The organism is Pseudomonas frederiksbergensis (genome assembly GCF_003732275.1).
GTDB lineage: Bacteria > Pseudomonadota > Gammaproteobacteria > Pseudomonadales > Pseudomonadaceae > Aquipseudomonas > Aquipseudomonas frederiksbergensis_H.
On the sequence record NZ_MOBM01000039.1, the window covers coordinates 916226 to 940191 of the forward strand.

General features: G+C 59.8%; 21 protein-coding genes. 14 read left to right on the forward strand and 7 right to left on the reverse strand.

Translation table 11 applies throughout. The features are described 5' to 3' along the window. Nucleotides 1–30 precede the first annotated feature (30 nt). From BK662_RS30450 to BK662_RS30475, 5 genes are all read left to right on the forward strand, one after another. Nucleotides 31–879: a zinc metalloprotease gene (locus BK662_RS30450; protein ID WP_259695968.1), complete on the forward strand. Its 849-nt coding sequence runs from the start codon at nucleotides 31–33 to the stop codon at nucleotides 877–879. A 460-nt stretch (nucleotides 880–1339) separates the two neighbouring features. Continuing rightward, nucleotides 1340–1684 (forward strand): ArsC family reductase, encoded by a 345-nt coding sequence (locus BK662_RS30460; protein ID WP_221179119.1) that lies wholly within the window; start codon nucleotides 1340–1342, stop codon nucleotides 1682–1684. 33 nt (nucleotides 1685–1717) lie between these two features. Further along, entirely contained in the window at nucleotides 1718–2752 is a 1035-nt protein-coding gene (dapD, locus tag BK662_RS30465; RefSeq protein WP_123360632.1) for a 2,3,4,5-tetrahydropyridine-2,6-dicarboxylate N-succinyltransferase, read from the forward strand. Between the two features lie 139 nt (nucleotides 2753–2891). Next, nucleotides 2892–4097 (forward strand): aminotransferase class V-fold PLP-dependent enzyme, encoded by a 1206-nt coding sequence (locus BK662_RS30470; RefSeq protein WP_123360633.1) that lies wholly within the window; start codon nucleotides 2892–2894, stop codon nucleotides 4095–4097. Then, complete coding sequence (locus tag BK662_RS30475) at nucleotides 4094–4498, forward strand: SufE family protein (RefSeq protein ID WP_123360634.1); 405 nt, start codon at nucleotides 4094–4096, stop codon at nucleotides 4496–4498. The genes BK662_RS30470 and BK662_RS30475 overlap by 4 nt, the downstream gene beginning before the upstream one ends. 89 nt (nucleotides 4499–4587) lie before the next feature. Here BK662_RS30475 and tcdA read toward each other — a convergent pair whose 3' ends face one another. Further along, nucleotides 4588–5400, reverse strand: a complete 813-nt coding sequence (tcdA, locus tag BK662_RS30480) for a tRNA cyclic N6-threonylcarbamoyladenosine(37) synthase TcdA (RefSeq protein ID WP_375539016.1) — start codon at nucleotides 5398–5400, stop codon at nucleotides 4588–4590. Nucleotides 5401–5687: 287 nt separating this feature from the next. On the opposite strand from tcdA, the gene BK662_RS30485 reads away from it, so the two are divergent. From BK662_RS30485 to BK662_RS30505, 4 genes are all read left to right on the forward strand, one after another. Continuing rightward, nucleotides 5688–8279 carry a glycosyltransferase gene (locus BK662_RS30485; RefSeq protein ID WP_123360739.1) on the forward strand — a complete coding sequence of 864 codons (2592 nt, stop codon included), beginning with the start codon at nucleotides 5688–5690 and terminating at the stop codon, nucleotides 8277–8279. A 211-nt stretch (nucleotides 8280–8490) separates the two neighbouring features. Then, nucleotides 8491–9642 (forward strand): succinyl-diaminopimelate desuccinylase, encoded by a 1152-nt coding sequence (gene dapE, locus BK662_RS30495; RefSeq protein ID WP_123360637.1) that lies wholly within the window; start codon nucleotides 8491–8493, stop codon nucleotides 9640–9642. Beyond that, nucleotides 9642–10451, forward strand: a complete 810-nt coding sequence (locus BK662_RS30500) for a putative RNA methyltransferase (protein WP_123360638.1) — start codon at nucleotides 9642–9644, stop codon at nucleotides 10449–10451. Before dapE ends, BK662_RS30500 begins: the two co-directional genes overlap by 1 nt. 84 nt (nucleotides 10452–10535) lie before the next feature. After that, nucleotides 10536–10913, forward strand: a complete 378-nt coding sequence (locus BK662_RS30505) for a hypothetical protein (RefSeq protein ID WP_038979139.1) — start codon at nucleotides 10536–10538, stop codon at nucleotides 10911–10913. A gap of 174 nt (nucleotides 10914–11087) precedes the next feature. Here BK662_RS30505 and BK662_RS30510 read toward each other — a convergent pair whose 3' ends face one another. Beyond that, nucleotides 11088–11297 (reverse strand): cold-shock protein, encoded by a 210-nt coding sequence (locus BK662_RS30510; RefSeq protein ID WP_007964248.1) that lies wholly within the window; start codon nucleotides 11295–11297, stop codon nucleotides 11088–11090. A 166-nt stretch (nucleotides 11298–11463) separates the two neighbouring features. Here BK662_RS30510 and plsB point away from each other — a divergent pair, with 166 nt between their 5' ends. The 3 genes from plsB (at nucleotide 11464) to BK662_RS30525 (ending at nucleotide 15176) form a co-directional block, all read left to right on the forward strand. Continuing rightward, nucleotides 11464–13968, forward strand: coding sequence for a glycerol-3-phosphate 1-O-acyltransferase PlsB (gene plsB / locus BK662_RS30515; protein ID WP_123360639.1), 2505 nt, complete (start codon nucleotides 11464–11466; stop codon nucleotides 13966–13968). 51 nt (nucleotides 13969–14019) lie between these two features. Further along, nucleotides 14020–14418: a YbaY family lipoprotein gene (locus BK662_RS30520; protein ID WP_123360640.1), complete on the forward strand. Its 399-nt coding sequence runs from the start codon at nucleotides 14020–14022 to the stop codon at nucleotides 14416–14418. Nucleotides 14419–14486: 68 nt separating this feature from the next. Then, complete coding sequence (locus BK662_RS30525) at nucleotides 14487–15176, forward strand: DUF4197 domain-containing protein (RefSeq protein ID WP_123360641.1); 690 nt, start codon at nucleotides 14487–14489, stop codon at nucleotides 15174–15176. Between the two features lie 719 nt (nucleotides 15177–15895). Here the strand turns inward: BK662_RS30525 and BK662_RS30530 are convergent. Next, nucleotides 15896–18967 (reverse strand): efflux RND transporter permease subunit, encoded by a 3072-nt coding sequence (locus tag BK662_RS30530; protein WP_123360642.1) that lies wholly within the window; start codon nucleotides 18965–18967, stop codon nucleotides 15896–15898. Nucleotides 18968–18973: 6 nt separating this feature from the next. Then, complete coding sequence (locus BK662_RS30535) at nucleotides 18974–20074, reverse strand: efflux RND transporter periplasmic adaptor subunit (RefSeq protein ID WP_052967484.1); 1101 nt, start codon at nucleotides 20072–20074, stop codon at nucleotides 18974–18976. Between the two features lie 93 nt (nucleotides 20075–20167). Here BK662_RS30535 and BK662_RS30540 point away from each other — a divergent pair, with 93 nt between their 5' ends. Continuing rightward, nucleotides 20168–20812, forward strand: coding sequence for a TetR/AcrR family transcriptional regulator (locus tag BK662_RS30540; RefSeq protein ID WP_123360643.1), 645 nt, complete (start codon nucleotides 20168–20170; stop codon nucleotides 20810–20812). Nucleotides 20813–20946: 134 nt separating this feature from the next. On the opposite strand, the gene BK662_RS30545 is transcribed toward BK662_RS30540, so the two are convergent. Further along, a complete protein-coding gene (locus BK662_RS30545; RefSeq protein ID WP_007906283.1) occupies nucleotides 20947–21729 on the reverse strand; it encodes a class I SAM-dependent methyltransferase in 783 nt (260 codons plus the stop codon). Between the two features lie 92 nt (nucleotides 21730–21821). On the opposite strand from BK662_RS30545, the gene BK662_RS30550 reads away from it, so the two are divergent. Next, a complete protein-coding gene (locus BK662_RS30550; protein WP_123360644.1) occupies nucleotides 21822–22442 on the forward strand; it encodes an energy transducer TonB in 621 nt (206 codons plus the stop codon). Between the two features lie 3 nt (nucleotides 22443–22445). Here BK662_RS30550 and BK662_RS30555 read toward each other — a convergent pair whose 3' ends face one another. Together BK662_RS30555 and BK662_RS30560 are read right to left on the reverse strand one after the other, a co-directional pair. Then, nucleotides 22446–23141, reverse strand: coding sequence for an extensin-like domain-containing protein (locus BK662_RS30555; protein ID WP_123360645.1), 696 nt, complete (start codon nucleotides 23139–23141; stop codon nucleotides 22446–22448). Between the two features lie 2 nt (nucleotides 23142–23143). Beyond that, the gene (locus BK662_RS30560; RefSeq protein ID WP_123360646.1) at nucleotides 23144–23965 is read right to left on the reverse strand and encodes an isocitrate lyase/PEP mutase family protein; all 822 of its coding nucleotides are present in this window, start codon (nucleotides 23963–23965) and stop codon (nucleotides 23144–23146) included. Nucleotide 23966: the final 1 nt, after the last annotated feature.

Sequence of the window (23966 nt, forward strand, 5' to 3'; positions counted from 1 at the left end):
GCGACCCGCCTATTACTTCAAGTATAACCAGTGCAACAACTCGAAAAAACAAGCAACTGGACGAACCCACCTTACTTTAAATATCTTCAGGACTCACCAATAACTTATATACTCAATCACATGAACCAAATTAAATATTGTAAAACCACTCCAATCACCGACCCAATCGCATCGTACAATTCAGCAATAAACGAGCGACCCAGTAACGACAATAATATCAGCGGCAATCGAAAAAAACGCAGCATTGGCGAACACACTAAGTATTGGCAGGTAGGAAAAACACTAAAAATTCTCGTTTTTAGCTATAACGAAGAGTCATTTGAAGCGATCAAAAAAGGCGCGAGCAAATGGCTTCCCTATGTCAATCTAAAATTCGATTTTATTGAAATGGATGAAGAAGATATCTATCAATCAGATCAATTTCTAGGCGACATCCGAGTCGACTTCCAGCCATACATGAACGGTAGCGGAGGTTCACGTATAGGTACCGACACAATCACGGGGAATCCTCAAGCCTCCTCAATGACTTTGGGGACAGACTTTTCTTCACCTCGTTACGAGTATGCCGTCACTCATGAGTTCGGACATGCTCTAGGCCTGCTACATGAACATCAACACCCTGAAACTGAGGTGCCTTGGGATCTAGATAAAACGTATACTTATTACGCATCGCTTGGCTTCTCTCGAACCGAAGTTGACCATAACGTGCTACCACTTGAACGTATTCCCGGTCGAACTTACGCACCCTACGACCGACATTCAATAATGCATTATGAGGTATCCAACGACATCACCACGGGTGACTGGCATCAAGCTGAGAACCACCAGATCAGCCAAGGTGACATCGCGTTCATGCGCAGGACTTATCCAGAAAGTTAAAATCAATCGTCACTTTCCTATCAAAGAAACAAGACCAAGACCTACGCTTATCCACACTTATTTTGCCTGACTCAAGTTAGCTTCATTCAAATCCAGCTTCGCCAACACCTCACGTAGTACGTCATCACCAATCTGGTGATGACGACTGAGCTTATACCGCTTCAGTCGTTGCGCCCGTAGCGCCTTCAAGCGTAACCGCCGCTCCAGCAAATCCAAGGCGGTACACGCGGCGATCAGTGAAAACAGAATCACCCCGACAATCGACAGCGTTGAAGTGCCATATTAGCCACTTAGACTGTCGGCTCGCCGTTACACCAATGTCGCAGGCAACGGCTACCCATCACGACAAACGGACAAACCCGACCACAGCCGACGCGAAACCGTCCGGTCATGGCATAATCCGTCACCTTTTTTTTTCAGCACCTGCAAAGGGGGCAATTCCTTGACCGTTTCAAGCAAAATGTTGCACCTTTTCGGCATCAAAGCCTGCGACACCATGAAAAAGGCGCGCACCTGGCTCGATGAACACGCTGTCAGCTATGACTTCCATGATTACAAAACGGTCGGCATCGACCGTGAACACCTGAACCAATGGTGCGACGAGCACGGCTGGCAAGTGGTGTTGAACCGTGCAGGCACGACCTTTCGCAAGCTCGACGACGAACGTAAAGCCGATCTCGACCAGCCGAAAGCCATCGAACTGATGCTCGCGCAACCTTCGATGATCAAGCGCCCGGTGCTCGATCTCGGTGACCGAACCCTGATTGGCTTCAAGCCAGATATCTACGCGGCCGCACTCAAGTAAGGCAGCCCGTTCCATTTTGTTAGAGGTATCAACATGTCCACTACCCTGTTCAGTCTGGCCTTTGGTGTCGGCACTCAAAACCGTCAAGGCGCATGGCTGGAAGTGTTTTACGCGCAGCCACTGCTCAACCCGTCGGCCGAACTGGTCGCTGCCATTGCGCCGGTTCTGGGTTACACCGACGGCAATCAGGCCATCGCTTTCAGCACCGCTCAAGCTTCGCAATTGGCCGAAGCGCTGAAAAGCGTCGACGCTGCACAAGCGGCACTGCTGACCCGTCTGGCCGAGAGCCACAAGCCACTGGTCGCGACTATTTTGGCCGAAGACGCTCAGCTGACCTCCACGCCTGAGGCTTACCTCAAGCTGCATTTGCTGTCCCATCGCCTGGTCAAGCCGCATGGCCTGAACCTGGCCGGCGTGTTCCCGCTGTTGCCGAACGTGGCCTGGACCAGCCAGGGCGCCATTGATCTGGCCGAACTGGCCGAGCATCAACTGGAAGCCCGCCTGCGCGGTGAGCTGCTGGAAGTGTTCTCGGTGGACAAATTCCCTAAAATGACCGACTACGTGGTACCGGCCGGCGTGCGTATCGCTGACGCGGCGCGTATTCGTCTGGGCGCTTACGTGGGCGAAGGCACCACCGTGATGCACGAAGGTTTCGTCAACTTCAACGCCGGTACCGAAGGCCCGGGCATGATCGAAGGCCGGGTGTCGGCGGGCGTGTTCGTTGGCAAGGGTTCGGACCTGGGCGGCGGTTGCTCGACCATGGGCACCCTGTCGGGCGGCGGCAACATCGTGATCAAGGTCGGCGAAGGCTGCCTGATCGGCGCCAACGCCGGTATCGGTATCCCGTTGGGCGACCGCAACACTGTAGAGTCGGGCCTGTACGTGACAGCCGGCACCAAGGTTGCGCTGCTGGACGAGCACAACAAACTGGTCAAGGTCGTTAAAGCCCGTGAGCTGGCCGGTCAACCTGACCTGCTGTTCCGCCGCAATTCGGAGACCGGTGCCGTGGAGTGCAAAACCCACAAATCGGCCATCGAACTGAACGAAGCGCTGCACGCTCACAACTAAGCAGAGCGTTACACGATCACCTGTGTAGGAGCGAGGCTTGCCCGCGAAGGCGTTGTACCTGATACAACGCTTTCGCGGGCAAGCCTCGCGCCTACAAATCAGGCGTTCCCCCCGCCCATGTTCACCAGGGCCCCATAGCATGATGATTCCCTCTCCCTGGCGTGCCGATTTTCCGGCCATCGCCGCATTGCAACGGCAAGACCAGACTTATCTGGACAACGCCGCCACCACGCAAAAACCTCAAGCCTTGCTGGATGCCCTGGCGCATTACTACGCCAACGGCGCGGCCAACGTGCATCGGGCGCAACACTTGCCCGGCGCCCATGCCACACAGGCGTTCGAGGACAGCCGCAGCAAAGTTGCGCAATGGCTCAATACCGGCGATTGCGGGCAGATCATCTTTACTCACGGCGCGACGTCCGCGCTGAACCTCCTGGCCTATGGCCTGGAACACGTATTCAATCCAGGCGATGAAATTGTCATCAGCGCTCTGGAACACCACGCCAACCTGTTGCCGTGGCAGCAACTGGCCCACCGTCGCGATGTGCAACTGGTGATCCTGCCGCTGAATGCCGACGGTTTGATTGACCTTGAAGCCGCTGCTCGCCTGATCGGCCCGCGTACCCGCCTGCTGGCGGTCAGTCAGCTGTCCAACGTGCTCGGCGCCTGGCAGCCGTTGCCCGCGCTACTGGCAATGGCCAAGGCGCACAACGCGCTGACCGTGGTCGACGGTGCTCAAGGCGTGGTCCATGGCCGGCATGACGTGCAGGCGCTGGGTTGCGACTTCTATGTGTTTTCCAGCCACAAGCTCTACGGCCCGGATGGCCTGGGTGCGCTGTTCGGTCGTCATGAAGCGCTCGAGCAGCTGCGTCCGTGGCAGTTCGGCGGCGAAATGGTGCTGGATGCCAACTACCACGACGCACGCTTTCGTCCTGCGCCACTGGGGTTCGAGGCGGGTACGCCGCCGATTTCCAGCGTGATTGGCCTGGGGGCGACCCTGGACTATTTGGCCGGGCTGGATCAGGACGCCGTGTCCGCCCACGAAGCGGCGCTGCATGACTATTTGCTTAAAGGCCTTGAAGCGCGCAACGGCATTCGTCTGCTGGGCAAGCCGCAACTGGCACTGGCCAGTTTTGTCGTCGAGGGTGTGCATAACTCTGATCTGGCGCATTTGCTGACCGAACAGGGAATCGCCGTGCGCGCTGGTCATCATTGCGCCATGCCGCTGCTCAAAAGCTTTGAACTGGCCGGGGCGATTCGGGTGTCGTTGGCGTTGTACAACGATTCAGAAGACCTTGAGCGCTTTTTTGAAGCGCTGGATCAGGCCCTGGAGTTGTTGCGATGACCTTGCCTGCCGATGCCGTCATGGCGCTGGACACTTTTCAGAAGACTGCGAGTTGGGAACAGCGGGCGCGGCTGCTGATGCAATGGGGCGACCGCCTGCCTGCGTTGAGCGATGTGGATAAAGTCGAGGCCAACCGCGTGCATGGCTGTGAAAGCCAGGTGTGGCTGGTCGGTGCGCTGCAGGATGGTCATTGGCAGTTCAGCGCCAGCAGCGATGCGCGGCTGATTCGCGGGTTGGTGGCGCTGCTGCTGGCACGGGTCAATGGGTTGTCCGCTGCCGAGTTGCAGCAGGTGGATTTGCCGGATTGGTTTAATCAGTTGGGCCTGTCGCGGCAGTTGTCGTCGTCGCGCAGTAATGGCCTTAATGCCGTGCTACAGCGGATGAATGAATTGGCTGGTTAATCGCCATCGCGAGCAGGCTCGCTCCCACACTGGAATGCGTTCCCCTGTGGGAGCGAGCCTGCTCGCGATGAGGCCATCAGCCACACCAATTAAACCTGAGGCTTGATTCGATCCGCCGGGCGCCGAACCCCAGCCACAATCTTATCCACAGCCTTGGTCGCCGCGACCATGCCGAAGGTCGCCGTCACCATCATCACCGCGCCAAAGCCCCCGGCGCAGTCGAGCTTCACACCATCACCGACAAAACTCTTCTGCAAGCAAATGCTGCCATCCGGTTTCGGGTAGCGCAGTTGCTCGGTGGAAAACACGCACGGCACGCTGTAGTGGCGGGTCACGGTGCGGGAGAAACCGTAGTCGCGGCGCAGCGTGGAACGCACTTTCGACGCCAGCGGATCATTGAACGTACGGTTCAGGTCGCAGACCTGGATCAGTGTCGGGTCGATCTGCCCGCCCGCGCCGCCGGTGGTGATGATCTGGATTTTGCGTCGCTTGCACCAGGCGATCAGCGCCGCTTTGGCGTTGACGCTGTCGATGCAGTCAATCACGCAGTCGATGTTCGGCGTGATGTACTCGGCCATGGTTTCGCGGGTGACGAAGTCCGCCACCGCATGCACCGTGCAGTCCGGGTTGATCCCGCGCAGGCGCTCGGCCATCACCTCGACCTTGGGCTTGCCGATGGTGCTGTCCAGCGCATGCAGCTGACGGTTGACGTTGCTGACACAGACGTCGTCCAGGTCGAACAGCGAAATTTCGCCCACGCCACACCGGGCAACAGCTTCCGCCGCCCAGGAACCGACGCCACCGACGCCGACGATCGCCACATGGGCCGCGCGCAAACGCTCCAGGCCTTCGATGCCATACAAGCGGGCGATGCCAGCAAACCGCGGATCTTCTGTACTCATGACCATTACCCCAAAAACCGGCGCGCATTATAGGGCCGTCGGCGGTCAAGAGCACCTTTGGGCTATGGACGGCAGTCTGGACGGCTTCAATTGACTACAAACTTATTGGAATTGGGTTATACCGCACCGGTCAAAGAACTTAAGTCGACCTGGATTGCCCAATGTCGGGCGTTTCCCTGTTCGCTGTACGGTCAGAGAACCTCCAGTGTAGGATGCGCGCCCCTGCCACCTGGCAGCCGGCCGCCAACCGTTCCTTCGTTCCACAGCCTTTGGAACCCGAAAAAGCTATGTCATCGCGTAAATTTGGACTCAACCTGGTCGTGGTGCTCGCCATCGCAGCCTTGTTTACCGGCTTCTGGGCGCTGGTCAATCGCCCGGTCACCGCCCCCAACTGGCCTGAACAGATCTCCGGCTTTTCGTACTCGCCGTTTCAACAAGGCCAGTACCCGCAAAAAGCTCAGTACCCGACCGACGATGAAATGCGTCGCGATCTGGAGATCATGAGCAAGCTGACGGACAACATCCGCACCTACTCGGTCGACGGCACGCTGGAGAATATTCCCAAACTGGCGGAAGAATTCGGCCTGCGGGTGACCCTCGGGATCTGGATCAGCCCGGACGAAGAGCGCAACGAGCGCGAGATCACCCGCGCCATCGAAATCGCCAATTCCTCGCGCAGCGTGGTTCGCGTGATTGTCGGTAACGAGGCGATCTTCCGTAAGGAAATTACCGCGGCAGAGCTGAGCCTGATCCTGGATCGCGTCCGCGCAGCCGTAAAGGTTCCGGTCACCACCTCCGAACAGTGGCACGTCTGGGAAGAAAACCCGAGCCTGGCCAAGCACGTCGACCTGATCGCGGCTCACGTTCTGCCCTACTGGGAGTTCATTCCGGTGGACAAGGCCGGTCAGTTCGTTCTCGACCGCGCCCGTGACCTGAAAAAGATGTTCCCGAAAAAACCGCTGCTGCTCTCCGAGGTCGGCTGGCCGAGCAACGGCCGCATGCGCGGTGGCGCCGATGCGTCGCCGGCGGACCAGGCGATCTACCTGCGCACATTGGTCAACAAGCTCAACCGCCAGGGCTTCAACTACTTCGTGATCGAAGCGTTTGATCAGCCGTGGAAGGCCACTGACGAAGGTTCGGTGGGCGCGTATTGGGGCGTGTTCAACGCCGCGCGCCAACAGAAATTCAATTTCGAAGGCCCGGTGGTCGCGATCCCGCAATGGCGTGTGCTGGCGATCGGCTCGGCCGTGCTGGCCCTGCTGTCCCTGACCTTGCTGATGATCGACGGCTCGGCCCTGCGTCAACGTGGCCGCACCTTCCTGACCTTTATCGCATTCCTCTGCGGTTCGGTGTTGGTATGGATCGGTTATGACTACAGCCAGCAATACAGCACCTGGTTCAGCCTGACGGTGGGTTTCCTGCTCGCCCTCGGTGCACTCGGGGTGTTTATCGTTCTGCTGACCGAGGCCCATGAGCTGGCCGAAGCGGTCTGGACCCACAAACGCCGGCGTGAATTCCTGCCGGTCGTGGGCGAATCGGACTACCGACCGAAGGTGTCGATTCACGTACCTTGCTACAACGAGCCGCCGGAGATGGTCAAACAGACCCTCAATGCCCTGGCCAATCTCGACTATCCGGACTTCGAAGTCCTGATCATCGACAACAACACCAAAGACCCGGCGGTCTGGGAACCGGTGCGCGATTATTGCGAAACCCTCGGCCCGCGCTTCAAGTTCTTCCACGTGGCACCGTTGGCCGGTTTCAAGGGCGGCGCGCTGAATTACCTGATTCCGCACACCGCCAAGGATGCCGAAGTGATTGCGGTGATCGACTCGGACTACTGTGTCGACCCGAACTGGCTCAAGCACATGGTGCCGCACTTCGCCGATCCGAAAATCGCTGTGGTGCAGTCGCCACAGGATTACCGCGACCAGAACGAAAGCACCTTCAAGAAGCTCTGCTACGCGGAATACAAAGGCTTCTTCCACATCGGCATGGTCACCCGTAACGACCGTGACGCGATCATCCAGCACGGCACCATGACCATGACCCGGCGCTCGGTGCTCGAGGAACTGGGCTGGGCCGACTGGTGCATCTGTGAAGACGCCGAGTTGGGTCTGCGCGTGTTCGAAAAAGGTCTGTCGGCGGCGTATTACCACACCAGCTACGGCAAAGGCCTGATGCCCGATACCTTTATCGACTTCAAGAAACAGCGTTTCCGCTGGGCCTACGGAGCGATTCAGATCATCAAGCGTCACACCGCCAGCCTGCTGCGCGGCAAGGACACCGAACTGACCCGTGGCCAGCGTTACCACTTCCTCGCGGGCTGGTTGCCGTGGGTGGCGGACGGCATGAACATCTTCTTCACCGTCGGCGCGTTGTTGTGGTCGGCAGCGATGATCATCGTGCCGCAACGGGTCGATCCACCGCTGCTGATTTTCGCGATCCCGCCGTTGGCGCTGTTCGTGTTCAAGGTCGGCAAGATCATCTTCCTGTACCGCCGTGCGGTCGGGGTCAACCTCAAGGATGCGTTCTGCGCGGCGTTGGCAGGGCTGGCGTTGTCGCACACCATCGCCAAAGCGGTGCTGTACGGCTTCTTCACCAGCAGCATTCCGTTCTTCCGTACCCCGAAAAACGCCGATAATCACGGCTTCTGGGTGGCCATTTCGGAAGCGCGCGAAGAGGTGTTCATCATGCTGCTGTTGTGGGGCGCGGCGCTGGGGATCTTCCTGGTGCAGGGCCTGCCGAGTAACGACATGCGCTTCTGGGTGACCATGTTGCTGGTGCAGTCGCTGCCATACCTGGCGGCGCTGATCATGGCGTTCCTGTCGTCGCTGCCAAAACCGGTGGCCGAAGCCGAGACCGCACCGGCTGTCTAAATCAGTACAGATGCACTAAACGGCGGCCAATGGCCGCCGTTTTGCTTTAAGATAACCGCCATTTTGCAGGCCTTGGCCTTTATGGCCTGACCCAATACCTGTGGGAGCGAGCCTGCTCGCGATAGCGGTCTGACAATCAACATCAATGTTGAATATACCGACCTCATCGCGAGCAGGCTCGCTCCCACATTTACAGTTTCCGGAGCTTTCCATGACGGCCCACGCCGACCTTTCGCCGACCCTTCAACTCGCCATCGACCTGATCCGCCGTCCGTCCGTGACACCGGTCGACGCCGATTGCCAGAAGCAGATGATGCAGCGCCTGGGCGATGCCGGTTTCAAACTGGAACCGATGCGCATCGAAGATGTGGATAACTTCTGGGCGACTCACGGTAAACACGAAGGCCCGGTGCTGTGTTTCGCCGGTCACACCGACGTAGTCCCGACCGGTCCGGTAACCGCCTGGCAGATCGATCCGTTCAACGCGGTGATCGACGAGCACGGCATGCTCTGCGGCCGTGGCGCGGCAGACATGAAAGGCAGCCTCGCGGCCATGACCGTAGCCGCTGAGCGCTTCGTCGCCGACTACCCGGACCACAAGGGCAAGGTCGCTTTCCTGATCACCAGCGACGAAGAAGGCCCGGCACATCACGGCACCAAGGCCGTGATCGAACGCCTCGCCGCCCGTAAGGAGCGTCTGGACTGGTGCATCGTCGGCGAACCGTCGAGCACTACCCTGGTGGGTGACGTGGTCAAAAACGGCCGTCGCGGCTCCCTCGGCGCCAAATTGACCGTGCACGGTGTGCAAGGTCACGTGGCGTATCCGCACCTGGCGAAGAACCCGATCCATCTCGCGGCCCCGGCGCTGGCCGAGCTGGCCGCCGAGCACTGGGACCACGGCAACGATTTCTTCCCGCCGACCAGTTTCCAGATCTCCAACGTCAATTCCGGTACCGGCGCGACCAACGTGATTCCGGGTGATCTGGTGGCGGTGTTCAACTTCCGCTTCTCCACCGAATCCACCGTCGAAGGCCTGCAAAAGCGCGTCGCCGATATTCTCGACAAGCATGGTCTGGACTGGCACATCGACTGGGCGCTGTCCGGCCTGCCGTTCCTCACCGAACCGGGCGCCCTGCTCGACGCGGTATCGGCGAGCATCAAGGACATCACCGGTCGCGAGACCAAGGCGTCCACCAGCGGCGGCACCTCCGACGGGCGCTTCATTGCGACCATGGGTACCCAAGTGGTCGAACTGGGCCCGGTCAACGCGACGATCCATCAGGTCAACGAGCGCGTACTGGCGGCCGATCTCGACGTGCTGACCGAAATCTACTACCAGACCCTGATCAAGTTGCTCGCCTGATGCTTGCGTGTCCGATCTGCAGCGAACCGCTGAACGCGGTGGATAACGGCGTGGCTTGTCCCGCCGGGCATCGTTTCGACCGTGCGCGGCAGGGTTACCTGAACCTGTTGCCGGTGCAGCACAAAAACAGCCGCGACCCTGGGGATAACTTGGCGATGGTCGAAGCCCGTCGCGACTTTTTGAACGCCGGCCATTACGCGCCGGTGGCCAAGCGTCTGGCGGAACTGGCGGCGCAGTACGCGCCCCAGCGCTGGCTGGACATCGGTTGTGGCGAGGGTTACTACACCGCGCAAATCGCCGAAGCCTTGCCCAACGCCGATGGCTACGCACTGGACATTTCCCGGGAAGCGGTCAAACGCGCCTGCAAACGCAACCCTGCACTGACCTGGTTGATCGCCAGCATGGCGCGGGTGCCATTGGCCTCCGGCAGCTGCCAGTTTCTCGCCAGCGTTTTCAGCCCGCTGGACTGGGAAGAAGCCAAGCGCCTGCTCAACCCTGGTGGCGGCTTGATGAAAGTCGGGCCGACCAGCGGCCATCTGATGGAATTGCGCGAGCGGCTGTACGACGAAGTCCGCGAGTACACCGACGACAAGCATTTGGCGTTGGTGCCGGAAGGCATGGCGCTGCAGCATAGCGAAACCCTGGAGTTCAAACTGACGCTGGTTAACGGTCAGGATCGCGCGAACCTGTTGGCCATGACACCCCACGGCTGGCGCGCGAGTGCCGAACGCCGGGCGGCAGTCATCGAACAGGCCGAGCCGTTCGAGGTCACCGTGTCGATGCGCTACGATTATTTTGTTCTTCAATAAACTCTTAAATTTTGGTCTTGAGCAAACTGCTTGAGGCCGGCTAAATCCGCGAATGGATTTTTCAGACCCGCAGTGAGGACATCCATGCGCCAACCCGATATCGAGATTTACCTGAAAGACGCCGACGTCGACTACAAGGCCATCGCAGCCTGGCTCGGCGCGGCTTTAGGCCCGTGCACCGATTGGGTTCAGAAAGGCCAGACCTACAAGTGCAAGGCCGGCAACGTGCCGGTTACCTGGCTGCCGAAAGCTGTCGGCAAATGGAACAGCCTGTACCTGGAAAGCGACCAGACCCCATGGGAGGACGACATCGCCTGCGCCCGCGCAGCCTTTGCCGCACTGAACGTAGAAGTGCGTTGCGCACCAGGTAGCTGGGTCGAGGAAGAAGGTGAAGAGACGGCGGATCGCTGGATGCGGATCAGCGTTGATGGTGAAGAAGAAATCACCTGGAAAACTGCTTAAAACCTGAACGCTGTATCTGTGGAGTGCCCAAAATGGCAGGCCACAGGGAGATCCATTGTGGGAGCGAGCCTGCTCGCGATAGCGTCCTTTCATTCAACATTGATGTTGAATGTCAGTCAGCTATCGCGAGCAGGCTCGCTCCCACAGTGGTTTTTGGTGATCCGAAGATCGAGTTTACAAGCCTACAACGTCTTCAGCCTGCAAGCCCTTCTCGCCGGTCACCACCGCATACTCAACCTGCTGACCTTCAGTCAGCGAGCGATGCCCTTCGCCGCGGATCGCGCGGTAATGCACGAACACGTCCACCCCGTCCTCGCGCTGAATGAAGCCATAGCCCTTGGCGTCGTTGAACCACTTCACATTGCCGGTTTCGCGCGTTGCCATATCTGGTTACCCCCTTGTTTTTATTTTGAACGGCCGAGTATATGACAGCCATCAAAACTCTCAACTCAAGTTTACTTAGGCGCTTTTTTGCCGATTTTCGGCGAATACGGCACACTATCTGCCGCCCGAGCAAACGCTCGGTTTTTTTCACTCACGCAGAAGCCGTATGACCCGTTCCCCGTTCCGCCGTCTTGTGTTTGGCACCCTGCGCCGACTGCTGTACCTCTGGGTTCGCTCGGAGACGATCAACCAGTCGTCGTTCACCCTTGACCTCGACCGCAGTCGGCCGGTGTTCTACGTCCTGCAAAATCCTTCACTGACCGACCTCGCCGTGGTCGATACCGAATGCAGCAAGGCCGGCCTGCCCCGCCCGGTATTGCCGGTATCGGTGGGTGCGTTGGTAGAGCCCGCCGCGTTCTTTTACCTGACGCCGGAGCCCGACTGGCTCGGCCGTCAGGACAAACGCGGCGCGCCACCGACCCTGACCCGTCTGGTCAGCGCCCTGAGCCAGAACGCCGCCGAAGACGCGCAGATCATTCCGGTCAGCGTGTTCTGGGGCCAGTCGCCGGACAGCGAATCGAGCCCGTGGAAACTGTTGTTCGCCGACAGTTGGGCCGTCACCGGGCGTTTGCGTCGGCTGCTGAGCATCATGATTCTGGGGCGCAAAACCCGGGTACAGTTCTCGGCGCCGATTCATCTGCGTGAGCTGATCGATCACAACAAAGGCCACGAGCGCACCGTGCGCATGGCCCAGCGGATTCTGCGGGTACACTTTCGCAACCTGAAAGCCGCAGTGATCGGCCCGGACATTTCCCACCGCCGCAACCTGGTCAAAGGCCTGCTCAATCAGCCTTCGGTCAAACAGGCGATCCTCGACGAAGCCGAGCGCGAGAACATCTCGCCGGAAAAAGCCAAGGCCCAGGCCTTGCGCTACGGCAACGAGATCGCCTCGGACTACACCTACACCGCGATCCGCTTTCTGGAAGTGGTGCTGAGCTGGTTCTGGAACAAGATCTACGACGGGATCAAGGTCAACCACATCGAAGGTGTGCAGAAAGTCGCCCAGGGTCACGAAGTGATCTACGTGCCGTGCCACCGCAGCCACATCGACTATTTGCTGCTCTCCTATCTGCTGTTCCGCAACGGCCTGACCCCGCCGCACATCGCCGCCGGGATCAACCTCAACATGCCGGTGATCGGTAGCTTGCTGCGCCGTGGCGGCGCGTTTTTCATGCGCCGCACCTTCAAGGGCAACCCGCTCTACACCTCGGTGTTCAACGAATACCTGCACACCCTGTTCACTAAAGGCTTCCCGGTCGAGTACTTCGTCGAGGGCGGCCGTTCGCGTACCGGGCGCATGCTGCAACCGAAAACCGGGATGCTCGCGATCACTCTGCGCAGCTTCCTGCGTTCGTCGCGCATGCCGATCGTGTTCATACCGGTGTACATCGGCTACGAGCGCGTGCTGGAAGGCCGTACCTACCTCGGCGAGCTGCGTGGGGCGAGCAAGAAGAAAGAATCGATCTTCGACATCTTCAAAGTCATCGGCGCGCTCAAACAGCGCTTCGGTCAGGTCGCGGTCAACTTCGGTGAGCCGATCAAACTGGCGGAGTTCCTCGACAGCGAACAGCCAGACTGGCGCCAACAGGAGCTCGGCCCACAGTTCAAACCGGCCTGGCTCAACGAAACCACCAACCGCCTCGGCGAGAAAGTCGCACAGCATTTGAATGAAGCGGCGGCGATCAACCCGGTAAATCTGGTGGCCCTGGCGTTGCTGTCCACCAGCCGCCTGGCCCTGGACGATCGCGCCATGGCGCGGGTGCTCGATCTGTATCTGGCGCTGTTGCGCAAGGTTCCCTACTCCTCGCACACCACCCTGCCGGACGGTGACGGTCGGGCGCTGATCGAGCACGTGAAGGACATGGACCTGCTGTCCGAGCAAAGCGATGCGCTGGGCAAGATTCTGTACCTGGACGAACAAAACGCCGTCCTGATGACCTACTACCGCAACAACGTGCTGCACATCTTCGCATTGCCGTCGTTGCTGGCGAGTTTCTTCCAGAGCACCTCGCGCATGAGCCGCGAGCAGATCCTGCGCTATACCCGCGCGCTATACCCGTACTTGCAATCGGAGCTGTTCATTCGCTGGTCGCTGGACGAACTCGATGGCGTGGTCGATCAATGGCTCGAAGCCTTCGTCGAGCAAGGCCTGCTGCGTTTCGAGAAAGACGTGTACCTGCGTCCGGCACCGAGTTCACGGCATTTCGTACTACTGACGCTGCTGTCGAAAAGCATCGCCCAGACCTTGCAACGCTTCTACATGACCGTTTCCCTGCTGCTCAACAGCGGCCAGAACAGCATCAGCGCCGAAGAACTGGAAGACCTGTGTACGGTCATGGCCCAGCGCCTGTCGATCCTCCACGGCCTGAACGCCCCGGAGTTCTTCGACAAGAGCCTGTTCCGTCACTTCATCCAGACGATGCTGGACCTCGACGTTCTGCGCCGCGACGAGGCCGGCAAGTTGAGCTATCACGAACTGCTCGGCGAACTGGCCGAAGGCGCGGCCAAACGGGTATTGCCGGCGGAGATTCGTTTGTCGATCCGTCAGGTGGCGTTGCATCGCAGTGAAGATGCGGCGGATCAAGTCGCGGCCCCAACGCAGACCGTCTAAATTCCTACAGGCGCCAGGCTTCTTCTGGCGCCTTCGATACGGAGATCTTCGATGAAAAAACTCTCTCTCGTCCTGCTGACTACCTTGCTCGGTGCCTGCCAGTCGACACAACCGACCGCCAACACCAGCCTCGACGGCGAAGTGTTCTACCTGCAACGCATTGCTCTGCCACCGAACGCGACCTTGAGCGTCAGCTTGCAAGATGTGTCCCTGGCCGACGCACCGGCGGTAGTGCTCGACGAGCAGAAAGGCCCGATCAAGGGCCAAGTGCCGTTGCCATTCCATTTGAGCTACGATCCGGCGCAGGTCAAACCCGGTCATCGTTATTCGGTCAGCGCCCGCATCGAAGTCAATGGCGAGTTGATGTTCATCACCACTGAAAATCACGCCGTGCAATTGGACGGCAAAGACCCGCAACCCCTGAAAATTCGCGTGGACGCCGCCCGATAACTCTCTTTTCTGAACCTTTTTGCTGAACCTTTTTTTCTGAGCCTTTTTTTCTGAATAAGGAAGCCGCCATGCTCCGCCCTACCCTTCGCTTCGCCGGCCTGTGCGCAGGCTTGATGATCTGCGCCAACGCCCTGGCAGTGTCTCTCAGTGACCTGTCGCAACAAGACGCCACCGGCGGTCTCAAGGACGCTCTGACCCAAGGCGCGCAACTGGCCGTTAAGCAACTCGGCACACCCGGCGGCTTCAGCAACAACCCGGACGTGAAGATCGAACTGCCGGGCAAGCTGGGTAAAGTCGCCAGCAAAATGAAACAGTTCGGTATGGGTGAGCAGGTTGACCAGCTGGAAACCAGCATGAACAAAGCGGCTGAAACCGCCGTGACACAAGCCCAGCCAATCCTGGTGGATGCTGTGAAGAAAATGAGCGTGGAGGATGCCAAGGGCATTCTCAGCGGCGGCAAAGACTCGGCTACTCAGTACCTGAGCAAAACCAGCCGCGAGCAGATCCGCACCAAGTTCCTGCTGATCGTCAAACAAGCCACCGACCAGGTCGGCCTGGCCAAGCAATACAACTCGTTCGCCGGGCAAGCCGCGACGATGGGTGTGGTGGATGCGAAGAGCGCCAACATCGAAAGCTACGTGACCGAGCAGGCGTTGAACGGTTTGTTCGAGATGATTGGCAAGCAGGAAGAAACCATTCGCCATAACCCTGCGGCGGCGGCGACCAGTTTGGCGAAGAAGGTGTTTGGTACGTTGTAATTGTCCAAGTGCAACAACAATGCCTGGAGCGATGAACTATCAGGTGCATCCGCAAGAAACTGGTTGGCTGTCAGGCCGCCTTCGCGGGCAAGCCTCGCTCCTACAAGTGGGGAGGCGTATGTCTGAGAGAGATTGGTCGGTTGTCAGGCCGTCTTCGCGGGCAAGCCCGCTCCCACAGTTGGACCGTGTGCATCTGCAAGGGATTGGTCGGCTGTCAGGCCGCCATCGCGAGCAGGCTCGCTCCCACAGTTGAATCGTGTACATCTGCGAGGGATTGGTCGGCTGTCAGGCCGCCTTCGCGAGCAAGCCCGCTCCCACAGTGGAGCGGCGTACACCCGCCCCTCACCACTCAACAGGCCGAGCGTTAGCTCGCCTGCCGCTTTTGATCTTGATCTGCCCGCCCCTTCGGGAGGCTGAGCGGAGGTGTTCATCTGGGGATTGGCGCGCAGCGCCGTTTGACGCAGTCGAACCCATCGCATATAGGTCGTAGCGAAGCAGACCGTAGGGCGATGCCCCCAGATGGATACCGGAGCGAAGGAACGCCGAGCCTCAGCGAGGGGCCGGACGCTTGGGGCGAGACCTTTTGGTTCCTTTTGGGGCGTTTGCCAAAAGGGACTCGCCGTAAGGGCGAAACCATTAGCCGCCATTACCACAGCAACGGATATGTACCCCACCAACCAAGAGCATGGTCGGCCCGAAGGCCGCCAAGAAACAAGGACTCACACGACCTCTTTCTTGACCCTGAACCAAGCCGCATACAACGCCGGCAAAAACAGCAACGTCAATGCTGTCGCCACAATCAGCCCGCCCATGATCGCCACCGCCATCGGCCCGAAAAACACACTGCGTGACAATGGAATCATCGCCAACACCGCCGCCAACGCCGTCAGCACAATCGGTCGGAACCGCCGCACCGTCGCCTCGATAATCGCCTGCCAAGGCTTGAGCCCGGCAGCGATATCCTGCTCAATCTGATCCACCAGAATCACCGAGTTACGCATGATCATCCCGGACAAGGCGATCGTCCCGAGCATCGCCACAAAACCGAACGGCTGGCGGAACACCATCAGAAACAGCGTCACACCAATCAGCCCCAGTGGCGCGGTCAGAAACACCATCACCGTGCGTGAGAAACTGCGCAATTGCAGCATCAGCAACGTCAGCACCACCACGATAAACAGTGGTACGCCGGCCTTCACCGAGTTCTGCCCGCGCGCCGAGTCTTCCACCGTACCGCCGACGTCCAGCAGGTAGCCGTCAGGCAATTCGGCACGTATCGGATCAAGGGTCGGCATGATCTGCTGCACCAGTGTCGCTGGTTGTTCCTTGCCATAGATGTCGGCGCGAACCGTCACGTTGGGCAGGCGGTTACGGTGCCAGATGATGCCTTCCTCAAAGCCGTACTCCAGCGTCGCAATCTGCGACAGCGCCACGCTGCGACCATTGTCAGTCGGCACAGCCAGGCTTGGCAGCAACGCCAATTCGGTGCGCTCATGCACCGTGCCGCGCAGCAGGATCTCGATCAACTCGTTATCTTCGCGGAACTGGCTGACGCTGGCACCGGTCAGCGAGCTTCGCAGGAACCCCGAAAGATTTGCCGTGCTCACACCCAGCGCCCGCGCGCGGTCCTGATCGACGTTCAGGTAAACGACTTTGCTCGGCTCTTCCCAGTCCAGATGCACGTTGGCCACGTGTGGGTTCTCGCGAACCTTGGCCGCTACTTTACGGGCCAATGCGCGGACTTCCTCGATGTGCTCACCGGTCACCCGGAACTGCACCGGATAGCCAACCGGGGGACCGTTCTCCAGCCGCGTGACCCGCGAGCGCAAGGCCGGGAATTGTTCGTTGAGGGTTTCGATCAGCCAGGTGCGCAGGGTTTCGCGATCCTCGATGGTTTTGGCCAGGACGACAAACTGCGCGAAGCTCGCTGCCGGAAGTTGCTGATCCAGCGGCAGGTAGAAACGCGGCGAACCGGTGCCGACGTAAGCCACGTAGTTGTCGATCCCGGCGTGATCCTTGAGCAGACCTTCGAGGCGTTTGACCTCCTCAGCGGTGTTGCTCAAAGACGCCCCTTCGGCCAGTTTCAGATCGACCATCAACTCCAGTCGCCCCGAAGCCGGGAAGAACTGCTGCGGCACGAAACGAAACAGCACCACTGACGCGACAAACATCACGATGGTCAGGACGATCACCGTTTTGCGTCGGCGCACGCACCATTCCACCAGCCGTCTGACACGCTGGTAGAACGGCGTGCCATAAGGGTCGGGGTGGCCGTCGCCGGTGCCGTGTTTGGCGGCGTGAATTTTCGCCAGATCCGGCAGGAGTTTTTCCCCCAGATAAGGCACAAAGACTACGGCGGCAATCCACGATGCCAGCAGCGCGATGGTCACCACCTGGAAGATCGAACGGGTGTATTCGCCGGTGCCCGATTGCGCGGTGGCAATCGGCAGGAAACCGGCAGCGGTGATCAACGTACCGGTGAGCATCGGGAACGCGGTGCTGGTCCAGGCATAGCTGGCGGCTTTGACCCGGTCGAAGCCCTGCTCCATTTTGATCGCCATCATTTCCACAGCGATGATCGCGTCGTCCACCAGCAACCCCAGAGCCAGTACCAGCGCGCCGAGGGAAATCTTGTGCAGGCCGATGCCAAGGTAGTACATGCAGGCGAAGGTCATCGCCAACACCAGCGGAATCGCCAGCGCCACGACCATGCCGGTGCGCACACCGAGGGAGAAGAAGCTCACCAGCAATACAATCGCCAGCGCCTCCACCAGCACCTGAACAAACTCGCCGACACCGGTTTTCACCGCGGCGGGCTGATCGGACACCTTACGCAGCTGCATGCCGGCCGGGAGGTTTTTCTGGATCCGGGCGAATTCGACTTCCAGCGCTTTGCCCAGAATCAGAATGTCGCCACCGCTTTTCATGGCCACCGCCAAGCCGATGGCGTCTTCAGCCATGAAGCGCATGCGCGGCGCCGGTGGATCGTTGAAGCCACGACGAACGTTCGCCACATCGGCGATGCGGAACGTGCGATCACCAACGCGGATCGGGAAATTCTTGATCTCGTCGACCGTCTGAAAATTCCCCGAAACCCGTAGCTGTAAACGCTCACTGGTGGTTTCGAAGAAACCTGCGGTGGACATCGCGTTCTGCTCTTCAAGCGCCTGCTGCACCACCGCCAACGGCAACCCGAGGGTGGCCAGTTTGACGTTGGAGAGCTCGATCCAGATCTTCTCGTCCTGCAGCCCGAGCAGATCGACCTTGCCCACATCCTTGACCCGTTGCAGTTGAATCTGGATGCGGTCGGCGTAGTCCTTGAGCACCGCGTAATCAAAACCTTCGCCGGTCAGGGCGTAGATGTTGCCGAAGGTGGTGCCGAATTCATCGTTGAAGAAAGGCCCCTGGATGCCCGGTGGCAGGGTGTGGCGAATGTCGCTGATCTTCTTGCGGACTTGATACCAGAGCTCCGGAATCTCTACCGAGTGCATCGAATCTCGAGCAACGAACGTGACCTGAGATTCGCCCGGACGGGAGAACGAAGCGATCCGTTCGTACTCGCCGGTTTCCATCAGTTTCTTTTCAATACGCTCGGTAACCTGGCGCGATACTTCCTCGGCCGTGGCACCCGGCCAGTTGGTGCGAATCACCATGGCCTTGAAGGTGAACGGGGGGTCTTCACTTTGGCCGAGCTTGGTGTAGGACAACGCGCCGACGACGGCCAGCAAGAGCATCAGGAACAGTACGATCTGGCGGTTGCGCAGCGCCCATTCGGAAAGATTGAAACCCATCGGGGATTACTCCTTGTGCGCCAGATTGACCACGCGGTTGGAGCGATCCACCGGGCGCACTTGCTGCCCGTCGTGAAGCACATGAACACCGGCGGCCACCACCCAATCGCTGGCGTTCAGGCCTTCGAGCACCGGCACGGTTTTCTCGCCGAATGCACCGACCCGCACCGGGGCTTTTTTCAAGGTGTTGTTGGCGCCGACCACCCACACATAAGTGGCACCGTTTTCCGCGGTGACCGCCGACAGCGGCACCGACAACGACACCACATCGGCGGTCTGGATGAACACCCGGGCGCTCTGGCCGAGTTCGGCGGGAACCTTGCCGGCGGTAAATGCAATGCGGGCGGCGAAGGTGCGGGATTTCGGATCGGCCGCAGGCGACAGTTCACGGATGCGCCCGGGGAAACGTTGATCGGGTTGGGTCCAGAGTTCTACCGAGACCGGTTGGCCGACCTTGAAACGACCGAAGCTCTGCTCCGGCAGGCTGATCAACACTTCGCGCTCGCCATCGGTGGCAAGGGTAAACACGGTTTGCCCGGCCGCCACCACTTGCCCGACTTCAACCGCACGTTTGGCCACCACGCCATCCTGGGGCGCACGCAGTACCGCGTAGCTGGCCTGATTGGTCGATACGTTGAATTCGGCTTTGATTTGCTTGAGACGTGCTTCACCGGAGCGGTAGAGGTTTTCCGCATTGTCGTACTGCGAACGGCTGACCATCTGCCGCTCCATCAGGGTCTTGTAGCGATCACGTTCGGCGCGCACCAGGCTCAGGTTGGCTTCGGCGGCCGCGACCTGGGCACGGGTGGCTTCCAGTTGCAGGCGCACGTCCTGAGGATCGAGTTCCGCCAGAGGCTGGTCAGCCTTGACCCGCTGGCCTTCCTCGACCAGTCGTCGGCTGACTTTACCGCCAATGCGAAAGGCCAGATCCGGCTCATAGCGCGCGCGGACTTCACCGGGATAACTTTCCATGGCCTGAGCCGAAGGCTCTGGCTGTACGACCATGGCCGGGCGGACGGTGACTTGAGGCGCCTCTTCATGGCCACACGCAGACAATAAAAAAGCCAGACTGACCGGCAATGCGAGGGGCAAGGCATAGCGGAACATGGAGAAGGACCTTTCGCTAATGGTGCTTGGAATAATTATACTGGCCAGTATGTTATTAATAGCAAACTCACCAGTCCAGTATTAAAGCGAAGAATGTCGAACAATCTTTCAACACCCAGTGGTCCGGGCCGTCCCAAGGATCTGGCCAAGCGCCAGGCCATCCTCGACGCGGCGAAAATCCTGTTTCTGAGTAAGGGATACGCGAACACCAGCATGGATGCCGTGGCGGCCGAGGCCGGCGTGTCCAAGCTGACGGTCTACAGCCATTTCAATGACAAAGAGACGCTGTTTGCCGCCGCGGTGATGGCCAAGTGCGAGGAGCAACTGCCAACGCTGTTTTTTGAATTGCCGGACGGCATTGCCGTGGAAACCGTGCTGCTGAACATCGCACGCGGTTTTCATCAGCTGATCAACAGCGACGAATCGGTGAACCTGCACCGGTTGATGGCGACGCTGGGCAGCCAGGACCCGAAACTCTCGCTGATCTTCTTCGAAGCCGGACCAGAGCGCATGTTGCACGGCATGGAGCGGTTGCTGACCAAGGTCGATCAGAGTGGCACGTTGAGCATCGATAAGCCGCGCAATGCCGCCGAACACTTTTTCTGCCTGCTCAAGGGAGCGGGGAATTTCCGGTTGCTGTATGGCTGCGGCGAGCCGGTGACCGGGGATGCCGCTGAAGCCCATGTACAGGAAGTGGTGGAGTTGTTTATGCGGGCTTATCGGCCGGAGTCGGTCTGATAAATTGAGGTGTCTGCGCTGACGCCTTCGCGAGCAAGCCCGCTCCCACATTGGACCTTTGTCGGTCACAGATTTTGTGTACACCGGAGATCCAATGTGGGAGCGAGCCTGCTCGCGATGGGGGCGACGCGGTCTTAAGGCTTGAGCGCTTTCTTCGGATAAATGTCATATCGGCTGGATTTGCCATCCAGCGCATGACTCGGCTTCGGCCCGTCGATGCACGGCGCCTTGCGTGGGCGTTTGACCACCACCCGGTGACTGGCCAGGGCCAACGCCGCTTCGAGCAATGCCGGCGCATCCGGGTCATCGCCTACCAGCGGCCGGAACAGGCGCATTTCCTTCTTCACCAACGCGGTTTTCTCGCGATGGGGGAACATCGGGTCGAGGTAGATCACCTGCGGTGGCTCGCCTTCCCAGTTGCGCATCACCTCGATCGAATTGCCCTTGAGCAAACGCATCCGCGCCACAATCGGCGCCACGTCGAAATCTTCTGCGCCGCGCGCCAGGCCATCTTCAAGCAACGCGCCGATCAGCGGCTGGCGCTCGATCAGGCTCATCTCGCAGCCCAGGCTGGCCAGCACGAACGCGTCCTTGCCCAACCCCGCCGTGGCGTCCAGCACGCGCGGGCGCACGCCTTGGGCGATGCCGACGGCCTTGGCGATCATCTGACCGCTGCCGCCGCCGTACAACCGACGATGGGCCGCGCCACCCTCGACAAAATCCACCCGCACCGGTCCCGGTGCGTCCGGCCCCAGTTGTTGCAGCTGCAACCCCTGCTCGCCCACCTGCAAGGCAAACTCGCCGTCATCCACCTGCAACGGCAACCCCAGGCGCTCGGCCCATTGCTCGGCCTGTGGCTGAAAGGTCGTGCCCAAGGCCTCGACATGGATGCGGCAAGCCGCAGGTTGCTCAATCATGGGAAAACACGCTCAAAAATTAATGATCGGCAAAAACGGCCGATAACCAAACTATCGAGCATTTTGCCAGAGCTGAGCGTCGACCGAGAGAAATGTCAGACATTCAACGCACATCGATAGGTTACATCTCGCCCCACGGCGATTTTGGCCTGCGAAACTCCCAAGCACTGAGCGGCGTCAGTCACCTGTGGCAGGATTTTTTTGCCCAGGCCCTGGCCGATCAGTCGGGCGATGTCGTACCGGAGTCTCTCAACTTTCCGCCGGTCGATCTCGACAGCCCGGTCGAACCGACTGTCGGCAGTGAGTTGCTGGCACACATCATTTCCCAGCGCGAATGTGATGTGATGGAAACACCAGTCCGCCCCCCAGAGCCGCTATTCCTGCCGATTGCCGAGCTCGAAATGGACCTGGCCGACAAACCGTTCCCGCCGTTCCCGCCGGAAGAAATCGTCGCGCAACAGAAACAACAAGACTTCGACAGCGGCTGGGTACGCCCGATCGTGCTCACCGCCGGTCAACCGCTGCCAGAGCCTGGCACCGCACCGCAACCGCGTCCGCTGCACTTGCCGATCGCCGAGTTCGAACTCGATCTGCTGGACAAACCATTCCCGCCGTTCTCGCCCGAAGAGCTGGTGGAACAACAGAAGCAATTCGATTTCGATAACGGCTGGGCACGCCCGATCGTTCTGCAGAACCTGCGCATCGCCGCGTAACCCTCAGCGACACCGCCACCACGGCCCGACATCCATATGAAAGTGATTGCGATGGGCGGCGTTGTAGTCCGGGCTCAATACCACACTGAACATGTCGCAGGCGCCGTCGCGAACCTGACGGAGAAATCTCGCGTCCTGGTTATCCTTCGGCCAATCCTTGAGCACGCTGATGAATCGACCGTCCGCCAGCCGGAATCCGCTGATATCCAGTGCATCGGCCGTGGCATGCTGGCTGCGTCTGCCGTTTTCGCGGCTGTAAACGTTGCGACAGGCGAAGCTGCCGAGATGGTCGACCCGTTTCACAGCCTGCCCGTAGACAGCCTGAGCCGCCGGTTGCAGGGCGTGGCGCTCGAACAAGGCGAACGCTACCGCCAGGCTGCAACTGGCGAGGAAACTGCTGCTCAGCGCCGCCTCGCCACCTTGCACACGCAAGGTGTTGGTCAACGGGCAAGCCGCGTCCGGGCTGTCGGCCTGACGGCTTACACGTAATCCGGAGCTGCTCAGGGCTTGGTCACACAACTGCGGATCATCGCGCAGACGCATCAGTTTGTAGCGGGTCAGCAGGTTCGGTTCGGCCTTCACGTCCAGCGGCGCCCATGGGTTCCATTGCGGGGGAATGGAAACCCAGCCGCGCCAGACGCTCAACCCGACAGCGCCGAAGATCAACAGCACCAGCAACAGCCCCCACCGAAACCGCATCGTCAGCTTTTGAACAGTTGATTGGCCTTCTGGAACGGCATCGACCGGGAGGTAAAGCCGAAGGTCCCGTGTTGCTGGATTTCCTCGGCGGCGCGGAAGAACTCGCCATACGCCGCCAAGGCCAGGGCCGAACCGACGCTGATGCGTTTGACGCCCATTTCACTCAACTGCTCGACCGTCAGCTTGAGCCCGCCGGACATCAACACATTGACCGGTTTCGGCGCCACGGCGCGGACCACCGCCAAGACCTCTTCAGCGCTGCGCAGGCCCGGTGCGTAAAGCACATCGGCCCCCGCCTCGGCGAATGCCTGCAAGCGGCGAATGGTATCGTCGAGGTCAGGATTGCCGTGCAGAAAGTTCTCGGCACGCGCCGTCAGCACGAAGGAAAAAGGCAAGCTGCGAGCCGCCGCGACGGCCGCTTCGATCCGCGCCACGGCATGCTCGAAGCAGTAGATCGGACCATCCTCACGCCCGGTGGCATCTTCGATCGAACCACCGACGGCACCAGCCTTGACCACCCGCACAATACTTTGGGCGCAGTCGGCGGGGGCGTCGGCAAAACCGTTTTCGAGATCCACCGCGACCGGCAGATCGGTGGCCGCGACAATCGCCTCAACGTTCGCCAGGGTCTCGTCGAGCATCAGCCCACCATCGGGACGGCCCCGGGAAAAAGCGTAACCGGCACTGGTGGTTGCCAACGCCTCAAAGCCAAGGCTGGCGAGCATTTTCGCCGAGCCGGCGTCCCAAGGGTTGGGAATGACAAAAGCGCCCTCGCGTTCGTGCAGTGCTTTGAACGCCTGGGCTCGAAGGGTTTGCGCATCCATT

Coding starts and splice junctions, on each gene's coding strand:
- BK662_RS30550 (WP_123360644.1), top strand. CDS start 21,822: ATGTCAGACATTCAACGCACATCGATAGGTTACATCTCGCCCCACGGC.
- dapD (WP_123360632.1), top strand. CDS start 1,718: ATGTCCACTACCCTGTTCAGTCTGGCCTTTGGTGTCGGCACTCAAAAC.
- BK662_RS30520 (WP_123360640.1), top strand. CDS start 14,020: ATGAAAAAACTCTCTCTCGTCCTGCTGACTACCTTGCTCGGTGCCTGC.
- BK662_RS30525 (WP_123360641.1), top strand. CDS start 14,487: ATGCTCCGCCCTACCCTTCGCTTCGCCGGCCTGTGCGCAGGCTTGATG.
- BK662_RS30540 (WP_123360643.1), top strand. CDS start 20,168: ATGTCGAACAATCTTTCAACACCCAGTGGTCCGGGCCGTCCCAAGGAT.
- BK662_RS30555 (WP_123360645.1), bottom strand. CDS start 23,141: ATGCGGTTTCGGTGGGGGCTGTTGCTGGTGCTGTTGATCTTCGGCGCT.
- tcdA (WP_375539016.1), bottom strand. CDS start 5,400: ATGAGTACAGAAGATCCGCGGTTTGCTGGCATCGCCCGCTTGTATGGC.
- BK662_RS30535 (WP_052967484.1), bottom strand. CDS start 20,074: ATGTTCCGCTATGCCTTGCCCCTCGCATTGCCGGTCAGTCTGGCTTTT.
- BK662_RS30505 (WP_038979139.1), top strand. CDS start 10,536: ATGCGCCAACCCGATATCGAGATTTACCTGAAAGACGCCGACGTCGAC.
- BK662_RS30500 (WP_123360638.1), top strand. CDS start 9,642: ATGCTTGCGTGTCCGATCTGCAGCGAACCGCTGAACGCGGTGGATAAC.
- BK662_RS30485 (WP_123360739.1), top strand. CDS start 5,688: ATGTCATCGCGTAAATTTGGACTCAACCTGGTCGTGGTGCTCGCCATC.
- BK662_RS30510 (WP_007964248.1), bottom strand. CDS start 11,297: ATGGCAACGCGCGAAACCGGCAATGTGAAGTGGTTCAACGACGCCAAG.
- BK662_RS30475 (WP_123360634.1), top strand. CDS start 4,094: ATGACCTTGCCTGCCGATGCCGTCATGGCGCTGGACACTTTTCAGAAG.
- dapE (WP_123360637.1), top strand. CDS start 8,491: ATGACGGCCCACGCCGACCTTTCGCCGACCCTTCAACTCGCCATCGAC.
- BK662_RS30545 (WP_007906283.1), bottom strand. CDS start 21,729: ATGATTGAGCAACCTGCGGCTTGCCGCATCCATGTCGAGGCCTTGGGC.
- BK662_RS30460 (WP_221179119.1), top strand. CDS start 1,340: ATGTTGCACCTTTTCGGCATCAAAGCCTGCGACACCATGAAAAAGGCG.
- BK662_RS30470 (WP_123360633.1), top strand. CDS start 2,892: ATGATGATTCCCTCTCCCTGGCGTGCCGATTTTCCGGCCATCGCCGCA.
- plsB (WP_123360639.1), top strand. CDS start 11,464: ATGACCCGTTCCCCGTTCCGCCGTCTTGTGTTTGGCACCCTGCGCCGA.
- BK662_RS30530 (WP_123360642.1), bottom strand. CDS start 18,967: ATGGGTTTCAATCTTTCCGAATGGGCGCTGCGCAACCGCCAGATCGTA.
- BK662_RS30560 (WP_123360646.1), bottom strand. CDS start 23,965: ATGGATGCGCAAACCCTTCGAGCCCAGGCGTTCAAAGCACTGCACGAA.